Source organism: Paenibacillus sp. 102 (assembly GCF_039549175.1).
Taxonomy (GTDB): domain Bacteria; phylum Bacillota; class Bacilli; order Bacillales; family Bacillaceae_G; genus Bacillus_A.
Window position 1 is genome coordinate 959,309 of sequence record NZ_JBCGHT010000001.1, and the last position, 13,937, is coordinate 973,245.

The window sequence follows — 13,937 nt, forward strand, 5'->3', positions numbered from 1 at the left end:
TAGGGTATAAAAAAGAGAAGTCGGCAAAACCAACCTCTCTATTTAGTTATTTAGAATGGTAAATCTTCATCACCAACAGTAACCGGTGCACTTGTTTGCATTGGTGGGTTCACCTTTGAAGTGCTATAACTCGATACTTTTGGAAATACACGACCATCATTTTTTTTATCATGCGTTATATAAACGTTTAAGTGTTTATTGAAAACATCTTTCGCCATTTGCTCAGGAGTTTGAGGATTATAATTATTCGGCAAACCACAAGCTAAGAAAAATGATTTAGCAATCCCTCTAGCTGTTGGATGTTCAAAAGTAAATGTTGTATATTGAACTTTTTGACCTTGATGATTTTGCGGAACATCTGAACGAATTTCAAAATCCACTGTTAATTTAATTTTATTATTTTGTGTTAAACCGTTAACCGCATTTAATACAACCACTTCATAATTCCCTACTTCAATTAATGAAAAACCTTTTACTTCTTCTACTTCATCCATTTTGAAAAATGACATTATAATCTCTCCCTGTTATTTGATTTTATTTATTTTGTGGATGACACTATTAATTCTTCTTGTACGCAACCTTGACGTGCATCTAAATGATTCTTGGCATAAACACTTTGATCACCTTCTAAGATGAATCCTCGTGTACCATCAGCTTTTTTAACTAATCTTCCAACAACATGAACAATTCCCATAATGTGATTAACAATCTTATCTCGAATATCTGGAATGAATTGTGTATATTGCTGACCATCATCATGAATGATAGTTCTTGTTGTCTCCCAAGCTGTGAAAATAACATTTGCATCTAATGAATTAAATGTTTCTACTAACTTTAAAAGATGGTTATCTAGTAAAGCGTAGTCCTTTAATTCCGGCATACCGCTTTTTGTCTTTTCGCCTTTTTTAAGCAACCATAACTTTTGATAATGCGTTAGGTTATCAATAAAAATGTTGTCGTATTTTCCATTGCTTGCTTTTGCGAGTGCGTAAAACTGTAGGATGCTATCATGTGGGTTTTCACCATCAATTTTAGCTACATCTACATTGTCATAACCTGATAACACTTGGCTTGTCCCATCGATATCAAATACCAATATTTTTCCTGGTAACAGTCCAGCAACTGTTGTTTTTCCGTTACCTGGTTTTGAATAGATAATGACTTTTGCCTTTTTACTTTTGGTAATTGCAGCACCGTTTGTGATTTCCATTTCGTTTACACCTCCACACTATAAGAAATAGATTCGGGTTTAATCGTCACCCCTGGAACAATTTGACCATCCTCATCCACAACAACTTTCTCGCCACTAATTTCTTCAATCTTGAATTTCTTCTTCAAATCACCCCACTTCACTTCTGTCTTTAAACAATCATCAAGTTCATTTTCAATAGCGTATTGAAGTAACTGCTCCTTATCCTGTTGTTCCGGTGTTTCCTTACTCTTACGAGTTTTAGATTTACCGTAAGGTGTACTAATTGTTTTCTGCTTTGGATCCGTGGCAAGTTGTTCCGCATGGTAACGTCTGATATGGCTTTCAAAGAAACTAATGCTATCGTGGATAGGCTTTAATTCTTTTTGTTCCCATTGTGCAATACGATCACGTTCAACATTTGCTAACGTTGTGACTTTCTTTTCTTCTGCTTTAAGTGCAGTCAATTTACGGAATGCCCAGTTAAGGCTTTCCAAATCACTAATTTCAAATTTTCGCTCCGCATCTTGTAATTCATCAACTTCCGCCAATTCAATTGCTTGTAATGAGTTCATCAATATTACCTCCAAATTTATTTATTAGTTCTTCTTCAGTGTGAAGGGAAAAATACGTTAAACCGTTTTTTGTAAAAGTAGCTTCAAAAGGATATTCCGAACAATCACGCTTCACTACTTCTAGATTTCCTTGCTCATTCAGGAGTTCTTTAAATAATTGATACCTTACATGTATTCGGTTGTGATAGACACCTAAGATGCCATTGTCCTGCGCTAAACGAACAGCTTGTACACATTCCTCAATTTTTTTAATCATTTTGCACCACTTCATAATCCACAGTTTTTCTAACGAATACACCGCCATATTGGAAAGATAATTCCTTCGCTGTATCGTAATCAAATTCCGTAGCATCATTTATATTTTTAGAGAAGTTTGCAATAAACAGACCATTAGAGACAAACAGTTTCCCTACCATTACCAAATATGAAGTTTTCACTTCAAATTGCTCATTCATTTAAGACGCTCCTTTACACGAATAAATTTCATGCTATAATGACTTTGAATTTTGTTTTTCTAAATCACCTGTTGGCGCAGGTGGTTTTTTATTGTGCTTGAAAGCATTCAACATTTTGTTGATCAATTAAATAAGACTTCAAATTATTCTCAAGTACAATATGTTCACCGAATTTGTAATAAACATCATCCGTTTTAATTTCTTCACCAAACACATCTTCAATTGGATGATCGTCTTGCTTAACAACTTTGTGTTCCTTTTCCTCTGGATACTCCACAAATATCGCATCAACGTTGCAATCATTTAAATGAAGCAAATGCTTGTTAAGCCCTTCTGTATTCCACTCGACTTGCGACATAGCACCAAAACCATTTTTAAATGTTTTAAATTCATTAGCTGTAAAACTTGCTGTAGCACCTGATTTAAAAATCACTGTTACTTCCTTCATTTAACTCATCTCCCCTCAATTAGAAACCTTACGGTTCATTTCATATAATTTACGTTTTGCTTCTAATTCCATAGCAATCATTACAGATGGATTATTACGCATCTCAGCACACTCTTTTCTTATTTGAGCAGCTTTCATTAATTTACTTGCGGATAAAACACCATTCATGATTTATCACCTCTTTTCTTTTCTGATTCTTTATCTTTACGAGCAGCCAATATACGAGGTACCGATGTTTTCATAAAAAACTCTGCCATTTTTAATGCTGTTTCCTCGCTTGGTGGATTATCCAATATTGTGCGTTTCACTTTCTACTACCTCCACCCCTAAAACTTCATGTTTCATGAAGTTTGTTGGTAAAAAAATTTCTCCGATCTCCGCACCGAAATATTGAGCGATTAAGAACATTTCATTGGCTTTAAATTGAGTAACACTATGCTCTTTGTTTATGTATGTTCTTTTATCAATGCCCAATAATTCAGCCATATCTTTTTGAGTCAACCTTTTACTCATACGAAAAGATATTAATTTATCTTGCAACTTTGTTCACCTCCTTGCTAACGTACTTCATGATACATGAAAAAATGACAAGTTTCAACAATTATTTTCATGTTTTATGAAATTTATTGTTTAAAACTTCATGAAATGTGGTATAATGTATTTAGAGAGGCGGTGAAACTTCATGAAACAAGATATTTCTAAATATGTAGGACAACAGATAAAGAACTATAGGAAGCTAAAGAAGATGACTCAAAAGGAATTAGGTTTACGAATTGGAAAAAAACATAATACAATTTCATCTTATGAAAATGGAACAAATGAACCTGAACAAGATGCACTATTTGCAATAGCAAATGCACTAGATGTATCAATCAATGACTTGTTTCCTTCGACAATGGAACCTTATATGCCCACTAAGGAAACAGCTCATATAATAAATGAATCTCAATATAATTATTTTCCAACATCAATTTCAGCCGGTCTCCCACTATGTGTTGATTCAATATCAGATAATGAACTTGAAAAAATATCAATACCAAATTCATTAATGGGTAAATGGGCTGGAAACAAAGATGTATTCGTAACAAGAGTTAATGGTGATTCAATGAATAGAGTTATCCCACATTGTTCTATAATTGTGGTGAAAACTGTAGAGTTATCAGATCTCAAAAATGGAGATATAGTTGTTTTTAGTAACGGCGGAGACTACTCTGTTAAAAGATTTTTCCATGATAAAGAAAATGAGCGTGTAATATTTAGACCTGACTCATACGATAACAGATTCTTTGATTACACGGTTTCTTATGAAAATGCTAAGAACTTAAAAATACACGGAAAAGTAGTTCTTTACATCGTAGAGTTAGACTAGTTAAATCCTTAGCGCTAGGAATTTAATGGACAGCCCGTACAGCTGTCCTCTTTTTTAAAAGGAGAGATAAATAGTGACTGTTGGAATTTATATAAGAGTAAGCACTGAGGAACAAGCACGAGATGGCTTCTCTATTTCAGCTCAACGTGAGAAATTAAAAGCGTATTGTGTGGCACAAGACTGGGATAGTTTTAAATTTTATGTGGATGAAGGTGTATCAGCAAAAGATACAAATCGACCACAATTAAATATTTTATTAAATCATATTAAGCAAGGCTTAATTACTACTGTTCTCGTTTATCGTTTAGATCGTTTAACTCGTTCTGTTATGGATCTATACAAGTTACTTGATACATTTGATCAATATAACTGCGCTTTTAAATCAGCCACAGAAGTTTATGACACTTCCACAGCGATGGGAAGGATGTTTATTACAATTGTTGCGGCTTTGGCACAATGGGAAAGAGAAAATTTAGGTGAACGTGTTCGAATGGGTCAATTAGAAAAGGCACGTCAAGGAGAATATTCAGCAAAGGCTCCATTTGGCTTTGATAAAAATGACCACAGCAGACTTGTTATAAATGAAAAAGAAAGTAAAGTTGTTTTAGACATGGTAAAGAAGGTTGAAGAAGGTTATTCTATCAGACAGCTTGCAGAGCGCTTAGATAGCTATGTAAAGCCCATTAGAGGATACAAATGGCATATACGTACCATATTAGATATTCTTTCTAATAACGCCTTGTACGGGGCTATAAGATGGTCTGATGAAATAATCGAAGGAACACATCAAGGAATCATTACTAAAGATAGATTTATGAAGTTGCAAAAAATTTTAGTGAGTAGACAAAACATTAAAAAGCGACAAACACAATCAGTTTTTATCTATCAAATGAAATTAATCTGTCCAAACTGTGGTAATCGTTTAGCTAGCGAACGTTCCATATATTACAGAAAAAAAGATCAAAAACATGTGGAGAATAACCAATATCGTTGTCAAGCATGTGCTTTAAATAAAAAAGCAGCATTTGCTACAAGTGAAAAGAAGGTTGAAAAAGCATTTTTAGATTACATTTATAAATATCGTTTCAAACAAATTCCACAATTTAAAAAAGAAGATGATGAATTCAACATTTTAAAGAAACAGTTAGCTAAAGTAGAACGACAAAGAGATAAATTCCAAAAAGCCTGGTCTAATGATCTAATGACAGATGAAGAGTTTACAAATCAAATGAAGGAAACAAAAGGTGTATTAGAAGCAATCAAAGAAAAACTAAATTCGTTGAACCTTAATAAAAACGAGGAGATAGATAATGACATTCTAAAAGAAACTATAAATAATATCAAAGATAACTGGTCAAACCTATCCCCTACTGAAAAAAGACAATTTATGAATATGTTTATCGAGAGTATCAAAATTGATAAAGAAGAAGGATCTACAGAAGTTTTAGATATAGTATTTTTTTAGTATTTATGTTACATTTACACAAACAAAATGCTCTTGTTGTAAAAAGCGCATCTCTTCCATCATATAACTAGCGCAATCTTCTGGACTTCGAATGCTATAGCGATTTTGGTACTCTAAACGTACCATTCTTCTTCCTAGTTCAAAAGCAGCAATTAACTGAGAAGCCTTTGCTACTCCTACCCCATGAATACTTGTCATCTCTTCTATTGTAGCATCTTTCAACATTCGTAATCCGTCAAAATGATATAAAATTTGATCGGCTAATGTTAGAACAGACTCTTCTTTAGAGCCCGTTCTAAGTAACACTGCAAGAAGTTCCCGATTCGCTAAATTGCTTGCCCCTTCTACTAATAAGCGTTCCCGTGGTTGCTCTTCTTTCAAAACATCACGAATGCCGTTCATATTTTCACTCCTTTTTCAATTTTCCGCAAAGAAAACCCCATGCAATTTCACGCATGGGATTCATCACTATCGAACTGTTTTAATTCACGAACAAGACGTGCAATTGGTAATCCGACTACACTGTAGTAATCTCCTTGAATATGTTGAACAAAGATGGAACCTTTTCCTTGAATGCCGTAACTTCCAGCCTTATCAAGCGGTTCTTTCGATGCAATATAGGCATCAATCTCTTCCTCTGTTAACTCCCAAAATATAACTTCTGTACGCTCATAGAAAGTTACTGTTTTTTCTTTTGAAATAAGTGCAACACCTGTATATACTTCATGTGTTTTTCCTGATAATAGTTGCAGCATTTCTTTTGCCTCCGCCTCATCAGAAGGCTTACCAAGAATACGCGATTCATATGTAACAATTGTGTCTGCACCTAATACCACACAATCACCATGATTATCTGCTACAGCAGACGCTTTTTGCAAAGCGAGTGACATCACAATATCAGCAGGTGATGAATATGCACCGATTGTTTCTTCTACTTCACTTACAACAATTTCAAATGGTACATCTGCTAGTTCAAGTAATTCCTTTCGACGCGGTGACCCAGATGCTAAAATAAGTTTCTTCATGTGTTCTCCTTTCTTACATAAAGCAGAAAAATATAGCTTGATCGTATCAAACAAATACCTTTCCTACAAATTATAAAAACATTATTTTCTTTTTAGGAAATGATATTTTCTCACCATAAGTTTATACCTGCTATAGCGAGAAAATATTTCTATAGATATATCATTCAAAAGAAAAGAAAGAAGTATACACTTCTTCCCTCCCACTCCATTATCCTACTCTTTTTCTTTTTGCGAAACCACTTTTTCATAAGAAAGTAAACCATCAATAATAACTTGATTCAATTTAGCTATCGCTTCTTTATCAGTCTTTCCCTCTTTTATTGTTTGCATAGCTACTGATGCATACGTATATATTTTTTTTACGTCCTCACCCTTAATTGATTTTTCTTCTTTTTCAATTACCTTCCATTCTTTCTCAATGGCTTCTATTTCTTTTTGATTACTTTTACTTCCAGATTGTATACCGGTCAAGTATTTCACAAAATGAACGTATAAAGGCTGTAACTTACTTAACAACGGACCAGATTCTTTATCGTTTTTCAGCAATGCTTGATCTGTAATTTCCCATTTCTTTTTCAAAACTGATACGCCATCTTTTTTATATTGTCCGACTAATTGATCTATGGATTGCTCGTTACTAGAAATTCCAACTACAAGTGAATACTTTTCACCGTTCTGTTTCACGGCCGCTACGCCTCCATTATCTTTCCACTCCTGAATAGCTGCCTGTCCTTTTTCTTCAGAAGAATAAAGACCACCTTGCACGAAATATAAGGTAATTGGTTCTAAGGCAGCACTATTTCCTACTTTCGGTTTTTCTGCTTTTTTCTCTTCAGCCGTTGCTTCTCTTTGCTCTACTCTATTATTCTTTTCTCCACTTGTGACCGTAGCTTCCTGAACCGTACCTTGTCCCGTTAACAAGTGAAGCATCCCCATCCCTAACACTGTGCCAATAATAATTGCGGTAGCAACTATGAAAATCAGTATATTATTCCATTTCTTCTTGCGCTGCTGAATGGATGGTAATTTATTTTTTTGAAACGGCACTACATTTTGCGATGTTTCACTATCCACTACGATCCAATCAAATTCTTCTTTTTTTTTCTTCTTTTCTTCATACTTTGCTTCCGTTCCATTTACTTTAACCGAGATTGTTCGTGATTGCTTGTCCATACCCTCACACCTCACCTCTTATCATTGTCCGCATCATAACATATTCACTTCACAAAAAAACGAGATATTTGTCGGAGGGATTCGTCAAATTTTCCCATATAGTTATCTTATATGTATGCATTTGACTTCATTTGTAGAACAAAAAACTAGGACAGCAACTGCTGTCCTAGTTTTTTTCACGAATGTACTTTCGAACTTCTGAAATGAAATAAAGAGAACCTGTTATGATGAAAACATCCTTTTCTTGAAGAGTATTCATTTTCGTATCAATAGCTTCTTTCCAATTTTCAAAAACTTCTTTTGTTTCCTTACTTGAATGAGCAGCAAGCTCCTTAGCAGAAATCGCTCGATCAAATGTGAATGTTGTAAAAATCATTTCATCTGCTACAGTTTCAAGTGGACCAACCATGTTATCTAATTGCTTATCACCAAGAGCTGTAAATAAAACAATAACATTTTTATCGTTATAATGAGCCTTCACCGTTTTCACAAGACTTGCAATTCCTTCTGGATTATGAGCACCATCTATAATTACGTCAGGTTTACTGTGCAGTCGTTCAAATCGGCCAATCCAATATGCTTCACTTAATCCTACACGAATACGCTCTTCCTCCAGTAAGAATGATAAGTATGTTTTAAGATACATAACCCCCATCAATGCTAGTGCCGCATTTCCTACTTGATGACTTCCTTTCATCGAAATCCGAACTTCCTCAAACGAAGCGAACGGACAAGAAAAGTCAAAGTGTTCTCCATCTTCATCAGAACGTTTATGCACCGCTGTAAATTGCTTTCCGAGTTCGTAAAGGTTTGCATTTTTTTCCTTGGCAACCTTTTGAATAACCCCAAGTGCTTCTTTATCCTGCACACCAGTAATAACAGGAACACCTGATTTAATAATTCCTGCTTTTTCATACGCAATTTCCGCTAATGTATTCCCTAAAATACGCATATGATCATGGCCGACATTTGTAATCACTGTAAGAACTGGATGAACGACATTTGTAGAATCAAAACGACCACCAAGCCCTGTTTCAAACAAAACGATATCGCAGAAGTTTATTTTCCCAAAATAGCAGATTGCCATTACTGTAATAATTTCAAATTCCGTTGCTTCTCCTAAATTTGTTTCATCTAATTTTTCAACAACTGGCTTTACCATATTTACAAGCTCAGTAATTTCTTCATCTACAATTGGTTTTCCATTCACACCAATTCGTTCATTAAACGTTTCAATATATGGAGATGTAAATGTCCCGACCTTATATTTTTCCGCTTCTAGCATATAACGCATATATGTTAAAGTTGAACCTTTTCCATTTGTTCCTGCAAGATGAACACATTTTATATGACGTTCAGGATTTCCAAGCTCCCCTAGCATCCACTGCATTCTTTCTAACCCTGGTTTAATACCAAACTTTAATCGGCTATGAATCCAACCTATTGCTTCTTCGTATGTATGTATCACGTATGCCTTCCCCTTTCAAAAACAACCTTCTTAAACCCTATTATACGCAAATAAAAGAGACTCACCAATATGGTAAGCCTCTTTAAAAAGATTTTTATTTTTGAAGATCAGCTAGACGTTGGCGAACTGCTTCGCGTTTCTCTAAGTAATCTTGCTCTTTTGCACGCTCTCCTTCAATAACTGCTGCTGGAGCTTTTGCTACGAAACCTTGATTTGCAAGTTTCTTCTGTACGCGTTCTACCTCTTTATCGAACTTCTCAAGTTCTTTTTCAAGGCGTGCTTTCTCCTCATCAAGGTTGATTAGATCAGCTAACGGTAAGAATAACTCTGCACCTGATACGATTGCAGTCATCGCTTTTTCTGGCGCTTGTAAATCCGTTTTAATTGTTAATTCACTTGGATTACAGAAACGCTCGATGTAAGAGCTATTTTTTGTAAGTTGTGCTAGTACCGCTTCGTCTTTTGCTTTAATTTGCATTTGAACTTTTTTGCTCATTGGCGTATTTACTTCAGCACGAATGTTACGAACAGAGCGAATGATATCAACAAGAAGGTGCATTTCTGCCGCTGCTTCTTTGTCTTGTAAATCTTCGCGAACTGTTGGCCACGCTGCTACTGTAATAGATTCACCTTCATGAGGTAAGTGCTGCCAAATTTTCTCTGTTACGAATGGCATGAATGGGTGTAATAAACGCATCGTTTGATCTAATACATATGCTAAAACAGAACGAGTTGTTTTCTTCGCCGCTTCATCTTCGCCGTATAACGGAAGCTTTGCCATTTCAATGTACCAGTCACAGAAATCATCCCAAATGAAGTTGTACAGTGCACGACCAGCTTCACCGAATTCATATTTATCCATGTTACGCGTTACACTTTCAATTGTTTCATTTAAGCGAGTTAAAATCCACTTATCAGCAACTGACTTTTCACCAGTTAAATCGATATCTTCGTATTTCATGTCTTCCATATTCATTAATACGAAACGAGACGCGTTCCAAATTTTATTAATGAAGTTCCAAGTAGATTCTACTTTCTCCATGCTGAAGCGTAAATCTTGACCTGGTGCACTTCCTGTTGATAAGAAGAAGCGCATTGCATCTGCACCATACTTTTCGATAACTTCCATTGGATCAATACCATTACCTAAAGACTTACTCATTTTACGTCCTTGCTCGTCACGAACAAGACCATGAATTAATACATCTTTAAATGGACGCTCTCCTGTAAACTCTAGACCTTGGAAAATCATACGGGATACCCAGAAGAAAATAATGTCATAGCCCGTTACAAGCGCATCTGTTGAATAATAGCGTTTGAAGTCTTCATCATTTTCATTTGGCCAACCAAGTGTTGAGAATGGCCATAACGCTGAGCTAAACCATGTATCAAGTACGTCGTTATCTTGGTTCCAGTTTTCGATATCTGCTGGAGCTTCTGTACCTACGTATACTTCACCAGTTTCTTTATGATACCAAGCTGGTATGCGGTGTCCCCACCATAATTGACGAGAAATACACCAATCGTGAATGTTTTCCATCCAGCGTAAGTATGTGTTCTCGAAACGATCTGGTACGAACGTTACTTTTTCTTCTTCTTTTTGTTGCAGAGCAACAGCCTTTTCTGCAAGTGGTGCCATTTTTACGAACCATTGTGTTGATAAGTAAGGCTCAACAACCGCTCCGCTACGCTCACTATGACCCACCGCATGCATATGAGGCTCAATTTCTACTAATACACCTGCTTCTTGTAAGTCTTTTACTAACTCTTTACGGCATTCGAAACGATCCATACCGTTATATTTACCAGCTTTTTCATTCATTGTGCCATCTTCGTTCATTACAAGAATGCGTGGTAAGTCATGGCGATTACCTACTTCAAAGTCATTCGGATCGTGAGCTGGTGTGATTTTTACAACACCTGTTCCGAAATCTTTTTCTACGTACTCATCAGCAATAATGGGAATTTCACGATCTACGATTGGAAGTGTAACTGTTTTTCCGATTAAATGCTTGTAGCGATCATCTTCTGGATGAACTGCTACTGCTGTATCACCAAGCATTGTTTCTGGACGAGTTGTCGCAAGACGAATGTGACCTGAACCGTCCGTTAATGGATAGTTCATATGGTAGAATGCACCTTGAACTTCTTTATGAATTACTTCAATATCAGAAAGGGCCGTACGTGTTGCTGGATCCCAGTTAATAATATATTCACCGCGGTAAATTAAACCTTTTTCGTATAACTGAACGAATACTTTATTAACCGCATCAGATAAGCCTTCGTCTAATGTAAAGCGCTCACGAGAGTAATCTAATCCTAACCCAACTTTTCCCCATTGCTGACGAATGTGAGAAGCATATTCTTCTTTCCATTCCCATGCTTTTTCAAGGAATTTTTCACGGCCAAGATCGTAACGTGAAATACCTTCTTCACGAAGTTTTCCTTCTACCTTCGCTTGCGTTGCGATACCCGCATGGTCCATACCAGGGAGCCATAATACGTCGTATCCTTGCATACGCTTTGTACGTGTTAAAATATCTTGAAGTGTAGTATCCCAAGCGTGACCTAAATGCAGTTTACCTGTTACGTTTGGAGGCGGGATTACAATTGTATACGGTTGTTTTTCCGCATCTCCTTTTGCTTCAAAATACTTGCCATCAAGCCACCATTTATAACGGCCTTCTTCAACGGACATATGATCATATTTAGTTGGTAAATTCTTTTCCATGTTTGACATTATTTTCCCTCCTTCAGAATAAAAAATGTCCCTCATCCAAAAAGGACGAGGGACATCGTGGTACCACCTTTATTTACAAACAAATTCAAAATTTGCTTATACTCTTAATTTGATAACGGACAAATCCGTCTTTTCCTAATGAGAATAAATCCGTTCAGAAAAGATACTCCAGGGCTACCTTCTAACATGACTATCTAGAGAACCTCACAGCTAATAATTCTCCTCTCTGCAGACGTTTAATGTTATACTCTTCCCCTTCAACGTATTTATATAATTGTTATTTATTATATACAATAGTGTAAAAAACGAAACCATATTCGTCAAGATAAAAATATTTTTCATCAAATTTCTACAGTTGATAGATGCTATAATTTCCTATCATCTAAAAATCAGTGTGCAATCGTCAATTAGCGGAAGCATTTTTTTATAGCATATGTATGAAAAATGAAAAAAGCAGCACAAGCACCTTAGGTACTTATCCTGCATACTGTAATATTGCACCTTCCCCTTCAAGATTAATGTGTAGCAAATGCTTTCTGTACGGAGGAATGATTGATTATGCGACGATACCGACGCACCTACAATTTTTCAGCCCCTTCATGGGTTAGGAATTTACAAACGATTTTTTCTGATTTTGCCATTCCACTTACTATTTTTCAAGGAATTCGCACATTACTACTTCCAACCTTCTTAGATTTCATCATCCTTATCATCTTTGTTGTAGCAACAATTCGCTTACATTTTCAGCCGTAGCCTCAAGAATACTTGAGACTACGGCTGTTGCTCGTTCCCTTGCTGCGCAGCTTGTAATTGTGAAATGAAATATTCTACATTACTTACAAGCCAATGGGCTTGCTGTAACATTTTCACACCTTGAAGTTCTTGCTTTTCACCACGACTCTTCTGTTTACTTGTATAAGATTGGATTTGCCGAATAAACGGGGACGGATATGTTAGATAAGCAAACATAAGAAGTTGCTCTTCTTTCGTAAACGGAAAATTCTTTTGATACACCTGATACCATTCGAAACGATCACTTCTCGCAATTGGATATGTGTTTAATGAGCGGGAATAAAAACGGACAAGATCTTGAACTGGTGTTGCAAACCCCGACCTTTCTAAGCTAATAAAATAACCGTTTCGTTCATAATCAAATAAAAAATGATTCATCGATACATTGCCATGAATAAAAGAAACTCGTGTTTTTTCTTTCTCTTTCATCGCTTCATGCCACTCCGAAAGCTGTTTCGTTGCAAATTCACGTGCCCTCATCACATGATGAAAATACGTACAGTACTGTAGTTCAAACGGAGACATATACCATTTTGCCTCAGACTCTACAAGGAATTCCTCTAAGAACTCCCCATCTTTCTCCCAACGATCAGAGATATTTGTATAATGATTCTCTAGCACTTCTTCAGTATACGTTTCTTCTTTTACCGTTCTTTGATGAAGTAGCGCTAGCGTCTGAAACATTTTATGATATTGATCATTGTCCTCTCCACTTCCTTCTGCTCGCTCCAACCAAGGCATTAAATAATAACTATATGTTTCGTCGCTCAAAATATGATTTCCATCTGTTGCATGATAAATCGGTGCATAATGTGTAAATCCCTTTTCTCGTAAAAATTGAACATGATACATTAAATTATTTCGTTTCAATCGATGAGATGGTAATTTTTTCAATGCATATGGACCTTGATTCGTATACATTTTTATGACACTTCCGTGCTCTTCCATATGATGGACGTCCAATTGATATCGCTGTACAATTGGGGCATAACGATCTCGCAATTCTATATCCATACGAATGATCCTTTCTCATTCAAAAACGTAAAATAAAATTCCTTTTAACTGAAACAATCGATTTCTATAGAAATACAGCTTGAAAAACCGACATATAAAACCTAACCTTTAAGTGGGAAAAAGCATCCGGCCAAGCATAAAAGCGGTCAGTGCCTTTTTTCGCCCCATGCCGGGTGAAAATGAGTGGAGATTCCTTTTATTTTCATAGCTGCGACTTATATGTC

Annotated in this window: 17 protein-coding genes, 1 pseudogene and 1 other annotated feature; of the genes and pseudogenes, 3 read left to right on the plus strand and 15 right to left on the minus strand. The window is 35.9% G+C overall.

The window, feature by feature from the left end; translation table 11 throughout:
- Positions 1–50: 50 nt before the first annotated feature.
- The 9 genes from AAIE21_RS05100 to AAIE21_RS05140 form a co-directional block, all read right to left on the minus strand.
- Positions 51–509, minus strand: a complete 459-nt coding sequence (locus tag AAIE21_RS05100; protein WP_343265740.1) for a DUF669 domain-containing protein — start codon at positions 507–509, stop codon at positions 51–53.
- Positions 510–538: 29 nt separating this feature from the next.
- A complete protein-coding gene (locus AAIE21_RS05105) occupies positions 539–1,210 on the minus strand; it encodes an AAA family ATPase (RefSeq protein WP_343265741.1) in 672 nt (223 codons plus the stop codon).
- 5 nt (positions 1,211–1,215) lie between these two features.
- Positions 1,216–1,764: a host-nuclease inhibitor Gam family protein gene (locus tag AAIE21_RS05110; protein WP_343265742.1), complete on the minus strand. Its 549-nt coding sequence runs from the start codon at positions 1,762–1,764 to the stop codon at positions 1,216–1,218.
- Positions 1,742–2,020, minus strand: a complete 279-nt coding sequence (locus AAIE21_RS05115; RefSeq protein WP_343265743.1) for a hypothetical protein — start codon at positions 2,018–2,020, stop codon at positions 1,742–1,744. Before AAIE21_RS05115 ends, AAIE21_RS05110 begins: the two co-directional genes overlap by 23 nt.
- Complete coding sequence (locus AAIE21_RS05120; RefSeq protein WP_343265744.1) at positions 2,013–2,219, minus strand: hypothetical protein; 207 nt, start codon at positions 2,217–2,219, stop codon at positions 2,013–2,015. The genes AAIE21_RS05115 and AAIE21_RS05120 overlap by 8 nt, the downstream gene beginning before the upstream one ends.
- Before the next feature lie 88 nt (positions 2,220–2,307).
- Entirely contained in the window at positions 2,308–2,667 is a 360-nt protein-coding gene (locus tag AAIE21_RS05125) for a YqaI family protein (RefSeq protein WP_343265745.1), read from the minus strand.
- A 15-nt stretch (positions 2,668–2,682) separates the two neighbouring features.
- Positions 2,683–2,835: a hypothetical protein gene (locus AAIE21_RS05130; RefSeq protein ID WP_343265746.1), complete on the minus strand. Its 153-nt coding sequence runs from the start codon at positions 2,833–2,835 to the stop codon at positions 2,683–2,685.
- Positions 2,832–2,975, minus strand: coding sequence for a hypothetical protein (locus AAIE21_RS05135; RefSeq protein ID WP_176527666.1), 144 nt, complete (start codon positions 2,973–2,975; stop codon positions 2,832–2,834). The genes AAIE21_RS05130 and AAIE21_RS05135 overlap by 4 nt, the downstream gene beginning before the upstream one ends.
- Entirely contained in the window at positions 2,953–3,207 is a 255-nt protein-coding gene (locus AAIE21_RS05140; protein WP_098302340.1) for a helix-turn-helix transcriptional regulator, read from the minus strand. The genes AAIE21_RS05135 and AAIE21_RS05140 overlap by 23 nt, the downstream gene beginning before the upstream one ends.
- Positions 3,208–3,349: 142 nt before the next feature.
- Here AAIE21_RS05140 and AAIE21_RS05145 point away from each other — a divergent pair, with 142 nt between their 5' ends.
- Both AAIE21_RS05145 and AAIE21_RS05150 read left to right on the plus strand, forming a co-directional pair.
- A complete protein-coding gene (locus tag AAIE21_RS05145) occupies positions 3,350–4,036 on the plus strand; it encodes a helix-turn-helix domain-containing protein (RefSeq protein WP_343265747.1) in 687 nt (228 codons plus the stop codon).
- Between the two features lie 73 nt (positions 4,037–4,109).
- Positions 4,110–5,501, plus strand: a complete 1,392-nt coding sequence (locus AAIE21_RS05150; RefSeq protein ID WP_343265748.1) for a recombinase family protein — start codon at positions 4,110–4,112, stop codon at positions 5,499–5,501.
- A gap of 15 nt (positions 5,502–5,516) precedes the next feature.
- Here the strand turns inward: AAIE21_RS05150 and AAIE21_RS05155 are convergent.
- The 5 genes and pseudogenes from AAIE21_RS05155 to AAIE21_RS05175 all read right to left on the minus strand — a co-directional run.
- Positions 5,517–5,903 (minus strand): annotated as a pseudogene (locus tag AAIE21_RS05155) (UPF0758 domain-containing protein); the annotation flags it as partial.
- Between the two features lie 47 nt (positions 5,904–5,950).
- A complete protein-coding gene (locus tag AAIE21_RS05160; protein WP_343265749.1) occupies positions 5,951–6,526 on the minus strand; it encodes a Maf family protein in 576 nt (191 codons plus the stop codon).
- A 213-nt stretch (positions 6,527–6,739) separates the two neighbouring features.
- Complete coding sequence (locus tag AAIE21_RS05165; protein WP_343265750.1) at positions 6,740–7,699, minus strand: stage II sporulation protein B; 960 nt, start codon at positions 7,697–7,699, stop codon at positions 6,740–6,742.
- A gap of 166 nt (positions 7,700–7,865) precedes the next feature.
- Entirely contained in the window at positions 7,866–9,167 is a 1,302-nt protein-coding gene (locus AAIE21_RS05170; protein WP_343265751.1) for a bifunctional folylpolyglutamate synthase/dihydrofolate synthase, read from the minus strand.
- 94 nt (positions 9,168–9,261) lie between these two features.
- Entirely contained in the window at positions 9,262–11,907 is a 2,646-nt protein-coding gene (locus AAIE21_RS05175; protein ID WP_343265752.1) for a valine--tRNA ligase, read from the minus strand.
- A 38-nt stretch (positions 11,908–11,945) separates the two neighbouring features.
- Positions 11,946–12,177, minus strand: a binding site (T-box leader).
- A gap of 288 nt (positions 12,178–12,465) precedes the next feature.
- On the opposite strand from AAIE21_RS05175, the gene AAIE21_RS05180 reads away from it, so the two are divergent.
- Complete coding sequence (locus AAIE21_RS05180; RefSeq protein WP_079999563.1) at positions 12,466–12,660, plus strand: hypothetical protein; 195 nt, start codon at positions 12,466–12,468, stop codon at positions 12,658–12,660.
- Between the two features lie 18 nt (positions 12,661–12,678).
- On the opposite strand, the gene ysxE is transcribed toward AAIE21_RS05180, so the two are convergent.
- The gene (ysxE, locus tag AAIE21_RS05185) at positions 12,679–13,713 is read right to left on the minus strand and encodes a spore coat protein YsxE (protein WP_343265753.1); all 1,035 of its coding nucleotides are present in this window, start codon (positions 13,711–13,713) and stop codon (positions 12,679–12,681) included.
- Between the last annotated feature and the right edge of the window lie 224 nt (positions 13,714–13,937).

Excerpts from the sequence above, each read along its gene's own strand:
- ysxE (WP_343265753.1), bottom strand. The coding sequence starts at position 13,713 with ATGGATATAGAATTGCGAGATCGTTATGCCCCAATTGTACAGCGATAT.
- AAIE21_RS05165 (WP_343265750.1), bottom strand. The coding sequence starts at position 7,699 with ATGGACAAGCAATCACGAACAATCTCGGTTAAAGTAAATGGAACGGAA.
- AAIE21_RS05115 (WP_343265743.1), bottom strand. The coding sequence starts at position 2,020 with ATGATTAAAAAAATTGAGGAATGTGTACAAGCTGTTCGTTTAGCGCAG.
- AAIE21_RS05160 (WP_343265749.1), bottom strand. The coding sequence starts at position 6,526 with ATGAAGAAACTTATTTTAGCATCTGGGTCACCGCGTCGAAAGGAATTA.
- AAIE21_RS05110 (WP_343265742.1), bottom strand. The coding sequence starts at position 1,764 with ATGAACTCATTACAAGCAATTGAATTGGCGGAAGTTGATGAATTACAA.
- AAIE21_RS05120 (WP_343265744.1), bottom strand. The coding sequence starts at position 2,219 with ATGAATGAGCAATTTGAAGTGAAAACTTCATATTTGGTAATGGTAGGG.
- AAIE21_RS05125 (WP_343265745.1), bottom strand. The coding sequence starts at position 2,667 with ATGAAGGAAGTAACAGTGATTTTTAAATCAGGTGCTACAGCAAGTTTT.
- AAIE21_RS05175 (WP_343265752.1), bottom strand. The coding sequence starts at position 11,907 with ATGTCAAACATGGAAAAGAATTTACCAACTAAATATGATCATATGTCC.
- AAIE21_RS05105 (WP_343265741.1), bottom strand. The coding sequence starts at position 1,210 with ATGGAAATCACAAACGGTGCTGCAATTACCAAAAGTAAAAAGGCAAAA.
- AAIE21_RS05145 (WP_343265747.1), top strand. The coding sequence starts at position 3,350 with ATGAAACAAGATATTTCTAAATATGTAGGACAACAGATAAAGAACTAT.
- AAIE21_RS05100 (WP_343265740.1), bottom strand. The coding sequence starts at position 509 with ATGTCATTTTTCAAAATGGATGAAGTAGAAGAAGTAAAAGGTTTTTCA.
- AAIE21_RS05130 (WP_343265746.1), bottom strand. The coding sequence starts at position 2,835 with ATGAATGGTGTTTTATCCGCAAGTAAATTAATGAAAGCTGCTCAAATA.
- AAIE21_RS05180 (WP_079999563.1), top strand. The coding sequence starts at position 12,466 with ATGCGACGATACCGACGCACCTACAATTTTTCAGCCCCTTCATGGGTT.